The following is a 13,785-nucleotide window of genomic DNA, read 5'->3' as shown; positions in this document are numbered from 1 at the left end:
CCGGCAATGACCGAACTTGCCCTGATCCTGGTCAGCGCCATCCTGGTCAACAACTTCGTGCTGGTGCAGTTCCTCGGCCTGTGCCCGTTCATGGGCGTGTCGCGCAAGATCGAGACCGCCATCGGCCTGTCCCTGGCTACCACCTTCGTCCTCACCCTTGCCTCGGTGTGCAGCTACATCCTGCAACGCTATGTGCTGCAACCGCTGGAGCTGGAGTTCCTGCGCACCATCGGCTTCATCCTGGTGATCGCCGTGGTGGTGCAGTTCACCGAGCTGCTGGTGAAGAAGAGCAGTCCGCTGCTGTACCGGGTGCTGGGTATCTTCCTGCCGCTGATCACCACCAACTGCATCGTCCTGGGCGTGGCGCTGCTCAACACCAACAAGCCCGAATACGGTTTCCTGCAGTCCACCCTCCAGGGCTTCGGCGCGGGGCTGGGTTTCTCCCTGGTGCTGGTGCTGTTCGCCGCCCTGCGTGAGCGCATCGCCATCGCCGACGTGCCCAAGCCGTTCCAGGGCGCCGCCATCGGCATGATCACCGCCGGTCTGATGTCCCTGGCCTTCATGGGCTTCACCGGGTTGCTCAAGCCATGAGCGCGGTGCTGCTCGCCGTCGCCATCCTCGCCCTGCTCTGCCTCACCAGCGGCGCGCTGCTGGGCTATGCGGCGGTGCGCCTGAAGGTGGAAGGCGACCCGGTGGCCGAACAGATCAACGCCCTGCTGCCGCAGACCCAGTGCGGTCAGTGCGGCTACGCCGGCTGCAAGCCCTACGCCCAGGCCATCGCTGCGGGAGACGCGATCAACAAATGCCCGCCCGGTGGCGCCGCCACCATCGCCGCCCTCGCCGCCCTGCTGGACGTCGAGCCGCAGCCGCTGGACGCCGCCGCGGAAACCCCGCCACGGGTGGCCTACATCCGCGAGGCCGAGTGCATCGGCTGCACCAAGTGCATCCGCGCCTGCCCGGTGGACGCCATCGTCGGCGCGGCCAAGCTGATGCACACGGTGATCATCGACGAATGCACCGGCTGCGACCTGTGCCTGGAACCCTGCCCGGTGGACTGCATCGAGATGCGCGAGCTGCCGGTGCGCGTCAGCGACTGGAAATGGCCGCTGCCGGATACCCGGCTGATCGCCAGCGATCGGGAGCAGGCAGCATGAATGCGCAGGTCTGGAGCTTCCCCGGTGGCATCCATCCGCCGGAGAACAAGCAGCAGTCCACAGCAACGCCGATCCAGCAAGCGCCGCTGCCACGCCTGCTGGTGCTGCCGCTGCAGCAACATATCGGCGAGCCGGCGCGGCCCTGCGTGGACGTCGGCCAGCGCGTGCTCAAGGGCCAGCGCATCGCCGAGCCGGGCAGCGCCATCAGCGCCGCCCTGCACTCGCCAACCTCCGGCACCGTGGTCGCGCTGGGCGAACAGCCTTACCCGCACGCCTCCGGGCTGACGGCGCCGGCCATCGTCATCGACAGCGACGGCCAGGATGAATGGGCTGAGCTCGCGCCCTGCCCCGAGTATGCGTCTCTCTCCGCGGTCGAACTGCTGGAGCGCATCCGCCACGCCGGCATCGCCGGGCTGGGTGGTGCCGGCTTCCCCACCGCCGCCAAGCTGGCCACGCGCCCGCAGGACGACCTGCACACCCTGGTCATCAACGGCGCCGAATGCGAGCCCTACATCAGCGCCGACGACCTGCTGATGCGCGAGCGCGCGGCAGAGCTGGTGCAAGGCATCGACATCCTCGTGCACATCCTGCAGCCCGATCAGGTGCTGATCGGCATCGAGGACAACAAGCCCGAAGCGCTGACCGCCGTGCAGGCCGCCATCGGCGAACGCAAGGTCACGCTGAAAGCGATCCCGACCCGGTATCCGTCGGGCGGCGAACGCCAGCTGATCCAGATTCTCACCGGCCGCGAAGTGCCCTCCGGCGGCCTGCCGGCGGATATCGGCATGCTCTGCGTGAACGTCGGCACCGCCGTGGCCGTGGCCGACGCCGTGCTACGCGGGCGGCCGCTGATCTCGCGCATTACCACCCTGACCGGCGCGGCCCTGGAGCGCCCGTGCAACGTCGAAGCACTGCTCGGCACGCCAGTGGGTGAGCTGCTGGATTTCGCCGGCCTCGACCGTTCGAAGCTGGACCGCCTGATCCTAGGCGGCCCACTGATGGGCATCAGCCTGCCGTCGCTGGACGTGCCGCTGATCAAGACCAGCAACTGCCTGCTGGCCGCCAGCCGTACGGAACTGCCGCCAGCACCGCCGGCCATGCCGTGCATACGTTGTGGCGACTGCGCCCAGGTCTGCCCTGCCAGCCTGTTGCCGCAGCAGCTGCACTACTTCGCCCTCGGTGCGGAGCACGAGCAGTTGCAGGCGCACAACCTGTTCGACTGCATCGAGTGCGGCGCCTGCGCCTATGTCTGCCCGTCGAGCATCCCGCTGGTGCAGTACTACCGCGCGGCCAAGGCCGATATCCGCGAGTTGCAGCAGCGCCAGCTGAAAGCCGAACAATCGCGCCTGCGTTTCGAGCAGCGCCAGGACCGCCTGCGCCGCGAGGAAGAACAGCGCGCTGCCGAGCGCCTGGCCCGCCAGGAGCGCGCCGCGCAGGTGCAGGCAAACGAGGTCAAGGTAGAAGCGACGGCTCCGGCGGCCCAATCGGTGATCGAGCGAGTGAAGGCCGAAAAGGCCGTGGGCAATGCGCCGGACCAGCTCAAGCGGTTGAAGATCGACGCGAGCATGGCCCAGGTCGCGCTGAAGAAGGCCGAGAAGCAACTGGCCGCCCACGACACCGAACAGCTGCGCGCCCAGGTCGCCGAACTGCGCAGCGCTGCCGAGCAGGCCAAGACGGCGCTGGCCGCCGCCGAAGCCGCGGATGCGAGCCCCGCACCGGCGCCCGCCGCCGCCCCGGCCGATAACGAAGCGGCGTTGAAGAAAGCCAAGATCGACGCCGCCATGGCCCGCGCCCAGCTGAAGAAATCCGAGAAGGCCTTCGGCGAGACGCCCACGGACGAACAACGCGCCACCCTCGCCGCCCTGCGCGAGGACGTCGAGCGCATCGAGCAGCGCCTGAGCGAGCTGCAATCCGCCGCCGCACCTGCCCCGCAGACCAGCGAACCCACCGACGGTGTACTCGCCTTGCGCCAGGCCAAGCAGGATTACGTGGTCCAGCGCGACGCCCTGCGCCAGGCCGAGCGCGACGGCGCCTGCGAGGAGGAACTGACCTCGGTGCGCCAGACGCTGGCCGCAGCCGAACAGGCCCTGCACGCCGCCGAAGACGCCAGCGGCAAGGCGCCGCCGGAATTGGTGCGTACCGACAAGCGCCCGGTCAGCGCCGCCCTGCGCGCCGCCAAGACCGAACTGGCCTACGCCCGCGCCGACCTGAAGAAACTCGAACGCGAAGGCGCCGGCGACGACGCCCTGGCCAACGCCCGCGCCCGCCTGCAGGCGGCCGAACGCGCCGTGGCCGATGCCAGCGGTGAGGAATCCCGATGAAGCTGCCCCGAATCACCTCGCCCCACGCCACCGGCAGCAACCGCACGCAGAAGGTCATGCTGACCCTGCTGGCCGCCTGCGCACCGGGCGCCCTGGTGCTGATCGGCCTGTACGGCATCGGCCCCCTGTTCAACCTGCTCTGGTGCAGCCTGATCGCGCTGACCACCGAAGCAGCGATGCTCAAGCTGCGCAACCGCCCGCTGGACTTCTTCCTCAAGGACGGCAGCGCGCTGGTCACCGCCGTGTTGCTCGCCCTCGCCCTGCCGCCCTATGTGCCCTGGTGGTTGAGCGGGATCGCCACGGTGTTCGCCCTGGTGTTCGGCAAGCACCTGTATGGCGGCCTGGGGCAGAACCCATTCAACCCGGCAATGGTCGGCTACGTAGTGGTGCTGGTGTCCTTCCCACTGCAGATGAGCCAATGGCCGTCGCCGGACAGCGCGCTGGGCTTCGCCGAAGGGCTCCGGCAGATATTCGGCATCCCCAGCCAGGCGCCGGACGCCTGGGTTGGCGCCACCGTGCTGGACGTGGTGCGCAACAACAACAGCCTGACCATGGACGAACTGGTGGCGCAGTCCAGCGCCTTCGGCCACTTCGGCGGGCGCGGCATGGAGCTGGTCAACCTGGCCTTCCTCGCCGGCGGGTTGTTCCTGCTCTGGCGCAAGCTGTTCACCTGGCACGCGCCGGTGGGCATGCTCGGCGCGCTGTTCGTCATGGGCCTGCTGTTCTGGAACGGTTCCGGCTCGGATTCCCACGGTTCACCATTGCTGCATCTGTTCAGCGGCGCGACCATGCTCGGCGCCTTCTTCATCGTCACCGACCCGGTATCCGGCGCCACCAGCAACCGTGGCCGCCTGGTGTTCGGCATCGGTGTCGGCGTGCTCACCTACGTGATCCGCGCCTGGGGCGGCTACCCGGACGGCGTGGCCTTCGCCGTACTGTTGATGAACCTCGCCGCGCCGACCATCGATTACTACACGCGCCCGCGCACCTACGGGCACAAGAAGCCCGAGCGCGGCTTCAAGGTGGGGGACTGACATGTCCGACGCCAACCGCTCGATGCTCAAGAATGCCCTGGTGCTCGGCCTGTTCGCCGTGGTCACGGTGGGCGTGGTGGCGCTGGTCCACCAGTTCACCGCGCAGCGTATTGACGACGCCCAGCGCGAGGCACGCGGCCGCGCCCTGCTGGAACTGCTGCCGGCGGGCAGCTATGACAACCACCCGCTGGACAGCCAGGTCGAGGCGTTCGATCCCAAGCTGCTCGGCCGCAACGAGCCCGCGCCCGCTTTCGTCGCGCGCCGTCAGGGCCAGGCCACCGCCGTGATCCTCCAGGCCACTGCGCCGGACGGCTACAGCGGCTCCATCAAGTTGCTGGTGGGCGTCACCGCTGAAGGCCGGCTGCTCGGCGTGCGCGTCGTGGCGCACAAGGAAACCCCGGGGCTGGGCGACAAGATAGAGCTGGGCAAGAGCGACTGGCTGCATGGCTTCGACGGTCGCTCGCTGAACGATCCGGGGGATGCCGGCTGGCGGGTGAAGAAGGACGGCGGTCAGTTCGACCAGTTCGCCGGCGCCACCGTCACCCCGCGCGCGGTGGTGAAGGCCACGCACAAGGCACTGCAATACTTCGACGCGCACAAGGGCGAACTGCTCGCGCCCGCCGCGCAACCGGCCGCAGGAGAGAGCCATGAGTGATCCCGGCTACCGCGAACTGGCCCTGCAGGGGCTGTGGAAGAACAATCCGGGCCTGGTGCAACTGCTCGGCCTGTGCCCGCTGCTGGGCACCAGCAACTCCATGGTCAACGCCCTCGGCCTTGGCCTGGCGACGATCTTCGTGCTGGCCTGCTCCAATGCCGCCGTGGCGCTGATCCGTGGTTCGGTGAGCGAAGCCGTGCGCCTGCCCGCCTTCGTCCTGATCATCGCCGCGCTGACCACCTGCATCGAACTGCTGATGCAGGCCTGGACCTATGAGCTGTACCAGATCCTTGGCATCTTCATCCCGCTGATCACCACCAACTGCGTGATCCTCGGCCGCGCCGAAGCCTTCGCCTCGCGTCACAGCGTGGCGCGCTCGGCCTTCGATGGCCTGGTGATGGGCGCCGGTTTCGCCCTGGTGCTGCTGGTGGTGGGCACGCTGCGCGAACTGCTCGGCCACGGCACCCTGCTGGCCGGCATGAACCTGCTGTTCGGCCCGACGGCGGCCGCCTGGAAGGTCCAGCTGTTCACGAACTACCAGGGCTTCCTGCTGGCCATCCTGCCGCCCGGCGCCTTCCTGGTGCTGGGCCTGCTGATCGCACTGAAAAACCGTATCGATGAAAGCCTGGCGGAACGCGCCAAGGCGCAGGCGGGCGACGTACCCGCGACCGAGCGCCAGCGCGTCCGCGTGACCGGAGTGATTGAATGAACGCCGCCAAGCGTGCGGAGATTTTCCGCCGACTGCGAGAAGACACCCCCAACCCCGAGACCGAACTGGCGTACAGCACGCCCTTCGAGCTGCTGATCGCGGTGGTGCTCTCCGCCCAGGCCACCGACGTCGGGGTGAATAAGGCCACGGCCAGGCTCTACCCGGTGGCCAATACCCCGGAAGCCATCTACGCCCTCGGCGTGGAGGGTCTGTCGGAGTACATCAAGACCATCGGCCTGTACAACAGCAAGGCGAAGAACGTCATCGAGACCTGCCGCATCCTCATCGAGAAGCACGGCAGCCAGGTGCCGGACAATCGCGAAGACCTCGAAGCCCTGCCCGGCGTCGGCCGCAAGACCGCCAACGTGGTGCTCAATACCGCCTTCCGGCAGCCGGCGATGGCGGTGGACACCCACATCTTCCGCGTCGCCAACCGCACGGGGATAGCGCCGGGCAAGAATGTGCTGGAAGTCGAGAAGAAACTGCTGAAGTTCGTACCCAAGGAATACCTGCTCGACGCACACCACTGGCTGATCCTGCACGGGCGCTACGTTTGCAAGGCGCGCAAGCCTCAGTGCGGCAGTTGCCGGATCGAAGACCTGTGCGAGTACAAGCACAAGACCTCGGACGATTGAGCGTTATGGGAAAAATCCTTCAGCTTCATTGAAAAAATCTTTTTTACCGCCCGGTCCTTTGTCGCTATAAGGGGCGCCAACACACCCCGTGTTGTGGAGTGCACCGAATGGCAAACGACAAAGAAGACCTCGAACTCGAGGACGATGTCAGCACAGACGACAGCGATGACGGCGCCGAAGCCTCGGCAGAGGTCGCCAAGACCAACCTGACCAAGCGCCGCATCATCGACAACTATCTCGAAGAACGTCGCCTGCAGCGTCAGCTGTCCGACTACGATTTCGATCTGTAAGCCTTCTCCTGAAAGCAAGACCTGTATGAAAAAGCCCCGCATCCTGGCGGGGCTTTTTGTTTTTTGCTCTGTGCAGGAACGCGCCATGCGCGCATACGGGAATACGACCCCAACTCACGCTTTGGCTCCTGCAGCCTTCCAGAGAAACATCCGCACACTCCGGAATGCCCCTTTCAGGAGGCCGAAGGTGATCGGAGTTTCAGGGGTTGAGCGACATGGATGTCGCGAGAGCCGCGATGGGCCAGGGATGGCCCTTCGCGGCGGGCCCCTGAAACTCCGAAGAACCGAGGGTATTTTTCGCGAAGCGAAAAACCGGATGTCGGGGCAAGACCTTTGCCTACTTTGGGTCTTTCCAAAGTAGGTCGCCCGAGTGGGCGAAACAGAATCTCTCAGCACACACCGAAGCGGCGCAGGACACCTGATCAAGGCATCGCCGGCAAAGTCGGGGAGGCTTAGACCGCGACTCCGGCGCGCTGCACCACCCGATAGCACGGCTCATACGCCGCGCCGCCCGGCAGCTTCATCCGATGCTGCTCGACGAACGCCTGCAGCAACGCATCCAGCGGCTCCATGATCGCCGCATCGCCGTTGATCTCGTATGGGCCGAACTCCTCGATCAGGCGAATGCCACGGTCCTTCACGTTGCCGGCGACGATGCCGGAGAACGCCCGGCGCAGGTTCGCCGCCAACTCGTGAGGCGGCACGTCGCAGCCCAGGTCCAGGCCCGCCATGTTCTCGTGGGTCGGCTCGAACGGACGCTGGAAGCCTTCGTCGATCTTCAGCAACCAGTTGAAGTGGTAGGCGTCGTTGCGCTCGCGGCGGAACTGCTTGACCCGCTTCAGGCCGTCGCTCATCTCCCGCGCCACTTCCGCCGGGTCGTCGATGATGATGCGGTAGCGCTGCTGCGCCGCCTCGCCCAGGGTCGCGCCGACGAAGGCGTGCAACTGCTCGATGTAAGCCGCGGCGCTGCGCGGGCCGGTGAGCACCAGTGGGAACGGCATGTCCTGGTTGTCCGGGTGCATCAGGATGCCCAGCAGGTAGAGGAATTCCTCCGCCGTGCCGACGCCGCCGGGGAACACGATGATGCCGTGGCCGACGCGGACGAAGGCCTCAAGGCGTTTCTCGATATCCGGCAGGATCACCAGTTCGTTGACGATGGGGTTCGGCGCCTCGGCGGCGATGATCCCAGGCTCGGTCAGGCCCAGGTAGCGTCCTTCGGTGTTGCGCTGCTTGGCGTGGCCGATGGTGGCGCCCTTCATCGGGCCCTTCATCACGCCCGGCCCGCAGCCGGTGCAAACATCGAGGCTACGCAGGCCCAGTTCGTGGCCGACCTTCTTGGTGTACTTGTACTCGTTGGTGCTGATGGAGTGGCCGCCCCAGCACACGACGATCTTCGGCTCCACGCCGGGACGCAGCGCGCGGGCGTTACGCAACAGATGGAAGACGTAGTCGGTGATGCCGGCCGAGCTCTCCAGGTCGAAGCGCCGGCTGTTGAGTTCGTTCTGGGTGTAGACGATGTCGCGCAGGGCGCTGAAGAGCATCTCGCGGGTGCTGGCGATCATCTCGCCGTCGACGAAGGCATCGGCCGGAGCGTTGAACAGCTCCAGGCGCACGCCACGGTCCTGCTGGTGGATTTCCAGTTCGAAGTCGCGGTAGGCGTCGAGGATGTGCTTGGCGTTGTCGATCTGCGTGCCGGTGTTGAGGATGGCCAGGGCACACTGGCGGAAGAGTTTGTAGCTGCTGCCCGAGCCCGCTTCGCTGAGCTGGTGCACTTCACGTTGGGAGAGGGTTTCGAGGCTGCCCTTGGGGCTGACCGAGGCATTGTTTACCGGTCTTGGGGACATACTGTATTCCTTGACTTAGGCTGCCGGACGCAGAGCGCCGGGCACCCGGAAAAATCGGTGCGGCCGTCCATCGGTCGTCATTATCGGAAGCGGTGCAACGGGGATTGTCCGGCCCGTGCACGATGCTCCTCTGTCTCTGACAAGCAAATGGCGAAAACTGCTTCCGCAATCGACGCATCCGACGTCGATGCAAGATTGAGTATGACCGCTCCGGTGACTTTCTGATGACAGCCAATAAAGAAAAACCCCGCCTTCAAGGGCGGGGTTTCTCCAGAGACGAATCACAAGGAGCGGAAGATCAGTCCTTGCGCTGCGGACTCAGCAGCTCGATCTTGTAGCCGTCCGGGTCCTCGACGAAGGCGAGGATACTGGTGCCGTGCTTCATCGGGCCCGGCTCGCGGGTGATCTTGCCGCCGCGGGAGCGGATGTCCTCGCAGGCCTTGTAGACGTCCGCCACTTCCAGGGCGATGTGGCCGTAACCGGTGCCCAGCTCGTACTGGTCCACGCCCCAGTTGTAGGTCAGTTCGATCACGCTGTTCTCGTCTTCGCTGCCGTAGCCGACGAACGCCAGGGTGAACTGGCCGTCCGGATAATCCTTGCGGCGCAGCAGGGTCATGCCCAGGACTTCGGTGTAGAAGGCGATGGATTTGTCCAGATCGCCGACGCGCAGCATGGTGTGCAGCAGTCTCATCGATTCTTCCTCTTCAGGCGCCCCGGATGCGGGGCCTATAAACGCAAACCCCGGCTCGTGGCCGGGGTTCGCTTGTCACGGGGTCACCAGCTTATCAGAACAGCTTGCGGCCCTTGTTCGCGGCGATACGCATGCGCAGCGCATTGAGCTTGATGAAGCCCGCGGCATCGGCCTGGTTGTAGGCGCCGCCGTCTTCCTCGAAGGTCGCGATGTTGGCGTCGAACAGCGAGTCGTCGGACTTGCGGCCGACCACGATGACGTTGCCTTTGTACAGCTTCAGGCGCACGACGCCGTTCACGTGCTCCTGGGAAGCATCGATCATCTGCTGGAGCATCTCGCGCTCCGGGCTCCACCAGTAGCCGGTGTAGATCAGCTTGGCGTAACGCGGCATCAGCTCGTCCTTCAGGTGAGCGACTTCGCGGTCCAGGGTGATCGACTCGATGGCGCGGTGCGCCTTGAGCATGATGGTGCCGCCGGGGGTCTCGTAGCAGCCGCGCGACTTCATGCCGACGTAGCGGTTCTCGACGATGTCCAGACGACCGATGCCGTTGGCGCCGCCGATGCGGTTCAGCTCGGTCAGTACCTGGGCCGGGGTCATGTCCTTGCCGTCGATGGCAACGATGTCGCCCTTGCGATAGGTCAGCTCGATGTAGGTCGCAGCGTCAGGGGCCTTCTCCGGAGAAACGGTCCACTTCCACATGTCTTCTTCGTGCTCGGTCCAGGTGTCTTCCAGCACGCCGCCTTCATAGGAGATGTGCAGCAGGTTGGCATCCATGGAGTACGGCGACTTCTTCTTGCCGTGGCGCTCGATCGGGATGTTGTGGGATTCGGCGTAGTCCATCAGCTTCTCGCGGGACAGCAGGTCCCACTCGCGCCAGGGAGCGATCACCTTCACGCCCGGCTTCAGCGCATAGGCGCCCAGCTCGAAGCGAACCTGGTCGTTGCCCTTGCCGGTGGCGCCGTGGGAGATGGCGTCAGCGCCGGTGGCGTTGGCGATCTCGATCAGGCGCTTGGCGATCAGCGGACGGGCGATGGAAGTACCCAACAGGTACTCGCCTTCGTAGACGGTGTTGGCACGGAACATCGGGAAGACGAAGTCGCGGACGAACTCTTCTCGCAGGTCCTCGATGAAGACCTCTTTCACGCCCATCTGCTTGGCCTTGGCGCGGGCCGGCTCGACCTCCTCGCCCTGACCCAGGTCGGCAGTGAAGGTCACCACTTCACAGTTATAGGTATCCTGCAGCCACTTCAGAATTACGGAGGTGTCCAGGCCACCGGAATACGCCAGGACTACCTTCTTCACGTCCGCCATGCCACTCAACTCCACGGGGGTTGTCACGAAAGGGATCGATTCTACTGCCCGCCCAGGATAATTTACAGAGGCGCGACAGCTTTTGACGACAAAGCGACAAATACTATCGTCGGTGCGACTCGCTGCCGCAGGCTCAGCCCTTGGGCGTCGCAGGCGGCGTGGCAGCGTTGGTGGCGGGCGCCGCCGGAGCGGCAGGAACCGCGGCCTTCGCCGGGGCACTGGCGCTGGACATCGGCGCGGCGGGCGCCGAGGCGGTGGGAGCAACAGGAGCCGTCGGCGCCTCGGCCGGGACCTCCTCAGGAACCACTTCGCGGGACAGGTTCACCGTCACCCGGCGATTGCGCGCCCGGTTGGCTTCGGAGTTGTTCTTCACCAACGGATAACGTTCGCCATAGAAGCGCACGACGATCTGCGACTCCGGCACGCCATTGGCCTTGAGATATTCCATCACCGCGAGAGCACGACGGCGCGACGTGTCGCGATTGACCAGGCGATTGCCGCTGTTGTCCGAGTGACCGTCGATCTCGATGTGGTTCACGCTCGGGTCGGCCTTCAGGTACTGCAGGATGATGTCCAGTTTGGCGCGGCCCAGGGCGTCGAGTTCGGTGCCGCTGGGGAAACCGATCTGGCTCTGTCGTACCTGGTCGAAATTGACCGGCAGCATCTTCGCCGAACAATCCTGGAACTGCGCGTAGCCGGCGGCGAATCGCGTCGGCAGCAAGCGCACCAGCAGGCGATCGCCATCCCGGGTGCGGTGCCGCACTTCCGGCGTACGCCCTTCCAGCAAACCGCTGAGCAAACGCCCCGCCTGCTGCTGGCTGCTGTTGAACGGCACTTCGCCGCCACTGACCTGCACCGAGCCCAGGTTCACATCGCCCTGCCCCGGCCGCCACGGCGGAGCCGCCGCCAGGAGAGTTGCCGAACCGCGTCCGAGCCAGTCCTGCTGTGACTTGAGACGGAAAGTCGGCTGCTCGCCGGCGCGCCAGACGAACTCGCCCACGCCGAAACCCGCCACGTTCTGCGACAGCCGGCACTCGAACTGGTCGCCCGCCACCGTCCATTCGGCGCTTTCCAGGCGCGGCTGGAACGTCAGCCCCCAGGCCGGGAGGCTCGCGCAAAGTACGAGCAGGAGAAGAGATGGCTGGCGCACGGCGGTTCCACACAAGCAGGATGGGGTCTCTGAATCTATCGGTCAGCCACGGCGAAACTTGATAGCGAGTGCCGCCGACGGCCTTTTCCGGTAGCATTTCCCTACTTTCTCCGCTGCAACCGCCTTCCTGGAATCCGCATGTCCGACCGCCTGACACTCCTGCGCCCCGACGACTGGCACATTCACCTGCGCGACGGCGCCGCACTCGCGCAAACCGTCGGCGACGCCGCCCGTACCTTCGGCCGCGCCATCATCATGCCGAACCTGGTTCCGCCGGTGCGCAACGCCGTCGAAGCCGACGCCTACCGCCAGCGCATCCTGGCCGCCCGTCCGGCCGGCAGCCGCTTCGAGCCGCTGATGGTGCTCTACCTCACCGACCGCACCAGCGTCGAGGACGTGCGCGCGGCCAAGGCCTCAGGCTACGTGCACGCCGCCAAGCTGTACCCGGCCGGCGCCACCACCAACTCCGATTCCGGCGTGACCAGCGTCGACAATATCTTCCACGTCCTGGAAGCCATGGCCGAAGTCGGCCTGCCGCTGCTGGTGCATGGCGAGGTGACCCGCTCCGAAGTCGACGTGTTCGACCGCGAGAAGCGCTTCATCGACGAGCACCTGACCCGTGTGGTCGAGCGCTTCCCGACCCTCAAGGTGGTTCTCGAGCACATCACCACCGGCGATGCCGCCGCCTTCGTCAAGGCCGCCCCGGCCAATGTCGGCGCCACCATCACCGCGCACCACCTGCTGTACAACCGCAACCACATGCTGGTCGGCGGTATCCGTCCGCACTTCTATTGCCTGCCGATTCTCAAGCGCAACACCCACCAGGAAGCCCTGCTGGATGCGGCCACCAGCGGCAGCCCGAAATTCTTCCTCGGCACGGACTCCGCGCCCCACGCGCGCCACGCCAAGGAAGCCGCCTGCGGTTGCGCCGGCTGCTACACCGCCTATGCCGCCATCGAGATGTACGCCGAGGCCTTCGAGCAGCGCAACGCGCTGGACAAGCTGGAAGCCTTCGCCAGCTTCCATGGTCCGGACTTCTACGGCCTGCCGCGCAACAGCGACCGCATCACCCTGGTGCGTGAAGAATGGGAAGCCCCGGCGGCCCTGCCGTTCGGTGATTTCGATGTCGTCCCGCTGCGTGCCGGCGAGAAACTGCGCTGGCGCCTGCTGGAGACCGAGGCATGAGTGACGAGAACGAAATCTTCGAGGAAGAACTCGACGGTTCCTTCCCACCCGGCCCGCGCCACCCGATGGCACGCCGTTTCCGTGGCTACCTGCCGGTCGTGGTGGACGTCGAGACCGGCGGCTTCAACGCCGGCACCGACGCCCTGCTGGAAATCGCCGCCGTCACTATCGGCATGGATGAGAGCGGCTACCTGTTCCCCGAGCACACCTACTTCTTCCGCGTGGAGCCTTTCGAAGGCGCCAACATCGAGCAGGCTGCGCTGGAGTTCACCGGCATCAAGCTGGACCACCCGCTGCGCATGGCCGTGCCGGAAGAACAGGCGCTGACCGAGATCTTCCGGGGCGTGCGCAAGTCGCTGAAGTCCAACGGCTGCAAACGGGCGATCCTGGTTGGCCACAACAGCAGCTTCGACCTGGGCTTCCTCAACGCCGCAGTAAACCGCAGTGGCGTGAAGCGCAATCCGTTCCACCCCTTCTCCAGCTTCGACACCGCGACCCTTGCCGGCCTCGCCTACGGCCAGACCGTACTGGCCAAGGCCTGCCAGACCGCCGGCATCGAGTTCGACAACCGCGAGGCGCACTCGGCACGCTACGACACCGAGAAAACCGCCGAGCTGTTCTGCGGCATCGTCAACCGCTGGAAGGAATTCGGCGGCTGGATGGAAGACGAGGACTGATCCTCTCTTCCTGATCCCATGACAAAGCCCCGCTCAGGCGGGGCTTTTTCTTTCCTGCACGCAGGGCTTGCCGGCTTCCTACGAAAAGCAATCCTGCGCGCCCATGAAAAAGCCCCGCCGAAGCGGGG

14 protein-coding genes are annotated in these 13,785 nt (G+C 65.8%); 10 read left to right on the top strand and 4 right to left on the bottom strand.

Annotated elements, in window-relative coordinates:
• Positions 1 to 6: 6 nt before the first annotated feature.
• The 8 genes from rsxA to SD196_RS06885 all read left to right on the top strand — a co-directional run bounded on the left by rsxA (position 7) and on the right by SD196_RS06885 (position 6,798).
• Positions 7 to 591, top strand: coding sequence for an electron transport complex subunit RsxA (gene rsxA, locus SD196_RS06920; RefSeq protein ID WP_416311216.1), 585 nt, complete (start codon positions 7 to 9; stop codon positions 589 to 591).
• Positions 588 to 1,154: an electron transport complex subunit RsxB gene (gene rsxB / locus SD196_RS06915; RefSeq protein ID WP_343574280.1), complete on the top strand. Its 567-nt coding sequence runs from the start codon at positions 588 to 590 to the stop codon at positions 1,152 to 1,154. The genes rsxA and rsxB overlap by 4 nt, the downstream gene beginning before the upstream one ends.
• The gene (gene rsxC, locus SD196_RS06910) at positions 1,151 to 3,475 is read left to right on the top strand and encodes an electron transport complex subunit RsxC (protein ID WP_416311215.1); all 2,325 of its coding nucleotides are present in this window, start codon (positions 1,151 to 1,153) and stop codon (positions 3,473 to 3,475) included. The genes rsxB and rsxC overlap by 4 nt, the downstream gene beginning before the upstream one ends.
• Positions 3,472 to 4,509 (top strand): RnfABCDGE type electron transport complex subunit D, encoded by a 1,038-nt coding sequence (locus tag SD196_RS06905; protein ID WP_416311214.1) that lies wholly within the window; start codon positions 3,472 to 3,474, stop codon positions 4,507 to 4,509. Before rsxC ends, SD196_RS06905 begins: the two co-directional genes overlap by 4 nt.
• A gap of 1 nt (position 4,510) precedes the next feature.
• The gene (gene rsxG / locus SD196_RS06900; protein ID WP_416311213.1) at positions 4,511 to 5,164 is read left to right on the top strand and encodes an electron transport complex subunit RsxG; all 654 of its coding nucleotides are present in this window, start codon (positions 4,511 to 4,513) and stop codon (positions 5,162 to 5,164) included.
• On the top strand, positions 5,157 to 5,873 hold the full coding sequence (locus SD196_RS06895) for an electron transport complex subunit E (RefSeq protein WP_416311212.1): 717 nt from the start codon (positions 5,157 to 5,159) through the stop codon (positions 5,871 to 5,873). Before rsxG ends, SD196_RS06895 begins: the two co-directional genes overlap by 8 nt.
• A complete protein-coding gene (gene nth / locus SD196_RS06890; RefSeq protein WP_416311211.1) occupies positions 5,870 to 6,508 on the top strand; it encodes an endonuclease III in 639 nt (212 codons plus the stop codon). The genes SD196_RS06895 and nth overlap by 4 nt, the downstream gene beginning before the upstream one ends.
• A gap of 107 nt (positions 6,509 to 6,615) precedes the next feature.
• The gene (locus SD196_RS06885; protein WP_081517714.1) at positions 6,616 to 6,798 is read left to right on the top strand and encodes a PA3496 family putative envelope integrity protein; all 183 of its coding nucleotides are present in this window, start codon (positions 6,616 to 6,618) and stop codon (positions 6,796 to 6,798) included.
• A 452-nt stretch (positions 6,799 to 7,250) separates the two neighbouring features.
• Here SD196_RS06885 and ppnN read toward each other — a convergent pair whose 3' ends face one another.
• The 4 genes from ppnN to SD196_RS06865 form a co-directional block, all read right to left on the bottom strand.
• A complete protein-coding gene (gene ppnN, locus SD196_RS06880; protein ID WP_331316428.1) occupies positions 7,251 to 8,642 on the bottom strand; it encodes a nucleotide 5'-monophosphate nucleosidase PpnN in 1,392 nt (463 codons plus the stop codon).
• Positions 8,643 to 8,940: 298 nt separating this feature from the next.
• Positions 8,941 to 9,333: a lactoylglutathione lyase gene (gene gloA / locus SD196_RS06875; RefSeq protein WP_275610619.1), complete on the bottom strand. Its 393-nt coding sequence runs from the start codon at positions 9,331 to 9,333 to the stop codon at positions 8,941 to 8,943.
• Between the two features lie 94 nt (positions 9,334 to 9,427).
• A complete protein-coding gene (locus SD196_RS06870) occupies positions 9,428 to 10,645 on the bottom strand; it encodes an argininosuccinate synthase (protein ID WP_275611901.1) in 1,218 nt (405 codons plus the stop codon).
• Between the two features lie 133 nt (positions 10,646 to 10,778).
• Entirely contained in the window at positions 10,779 to 11,795 is a 1,017-nt protein-coding gene (locus SD196_RS06865; RefSeq protein WP_416311210.1) for a flagellar protein MotY, read from the bottom strand.
• Between the two features lie 138 nt (positions 11,796 to 11,933).
• On the opposite strand from SD196_RS06865, the gene pyrC reads away from it, so the two are divergent.
• Both pyrC and rnt read left to right on the top strand, forming a co-directional pair.
• The gene (pyrC, locus tag SD196_RS06860; RefSeq protein ID WP_275610617.1) at positions 11,934 to 12,980 is read left to right on the top strand and encodes a dihydroorotase; all 1,047 of its coding nucleotides are present in this window, start codon (positions 11,934 to 11,936) and stop codon (positions 12,978 to 12,980) included.
• The gene (gene rnt, locus SD196_RS06855) at positions 12,977 to 13,657 is read left to right on the top strand and encodes a ribonuclease T (protein WP_275610616.1); all 681 of its coding nucleotides are present in this window, start codon (positions 12,977 to 12,979) and stop codon (positions 13,655 to 13,657) included. The genes pyrC and rnt overlap by 4 nt, the downstream gene beginning before the upstream one ends.
• Positions 13,658 to 13,785 lie beyond the last annotated feature (128 nt).

It is taken from the genome of Pseudomonas macauensis, assembly GCF_047902425.1.
GTDB lineage: Bacteria > Pseudomonadota > Gammaproteobacteria > Pseudomonadales > Pseudomonadaceae > Pseudomonas.
This window is presented reverse-complemented; position numbering and strand designations above follow the sequence as displayed.

What these genes read in the sequence shown, in the direction of transcription:
- rsxG (WP_416311213.1), top strand. Translation starts at nt 4,511, where the DNA reads ATGTCCGACGCCAACCGCTCGATGCTCAAGAATGCCCTGGTGCTCGGC.
- SD196_RS06870 (WP_275611901.1), bottom strand. Translation starts at nt 10,645, where the DNA reads ATGGCGGACGTGAAGAAGGTAGTCCTGGCGTATTCCGGTGGCCTGGAC.
- rsxB (WP_343574280.1), top strand. Translation starts at nt 588, where the DNA reads ATGAGCGCGGTGCTGCTCGCCGTCGCCATCCTCGCCCTGCTCTGCCTC.
- ppnN (WP_331316428.1), bottom strand. Translation starts at nt 8,642, where the DNA reads ATGTCCCCAAGACCGGTAAACAATGCCTCGGTCAGCCCCAAGGGCAGC.
- SD196_RS06895 (WP_416311212.1), top strand. Translation starts at nt 5,157, where the DNA reads ATGAGTGATCCCGGCTACCGCGAACTGGCCCTGCAGGGGCTGTGGAAG.
- gloA (WP_275610619.1), bottom strand. Translation starts at nt 9,333, where the DNA reads ATGAGACTGCTGCACACCATGCTGCGCGTCGGCGATCTGGACAAATCC.
- rsxA (WP_416311216.1), top strand. Translation starts at nt 7, where the DNA reads ATGACCGAACTTGCCCTGATCCTGGTCAGCGCCATCCTGGTCAACAAC.
- SD196_RS06885 (WP_081517714.1), top strand. Translation starts at nt 6,616, where the DNA reads ATGGCAAACGACAAAGAAGACCTCGAACTCGAGGACGATGTCAGCACA.
- pyrC (WP_275610617.1), top strand. Translation starts at nt 11,934, where the DNA reads ATGTCCGACCGCCTGACACTCCTGCGCCCCGACGACTGGCACATTCAC.
- rsxC (WP_416311215.1), top strand. Translation starts at nt 1,151, where the DNA reads ATGAATGCGCAGGTCTGGAGCTTCCCCGGTGGCATCCATCCGCCGGAG.
- SD196_RS06905 (WP_416311214.1), top strand. Translation starts at nt 3,472, where the DNA reads ATGAAGCTGCCCCGAATCACCTCGCCCCACGCCACCGGCAGCAACCGC.
- nth (WP_416311211.1), top strand. Translation starts at nt 5,870, where the DNA reads ATGAACGCCGCCAAGCGTGCGGAGATTTTCCGCCGACTGCGAGAAGAC.
- rnt (WP_275610616.1), top strand. Translation starts at nt 12,977, where the DNA reads ATGAGTGACGAGAACGAAATCTTCGAGGAAGAACTCGACGGTTCCTTC.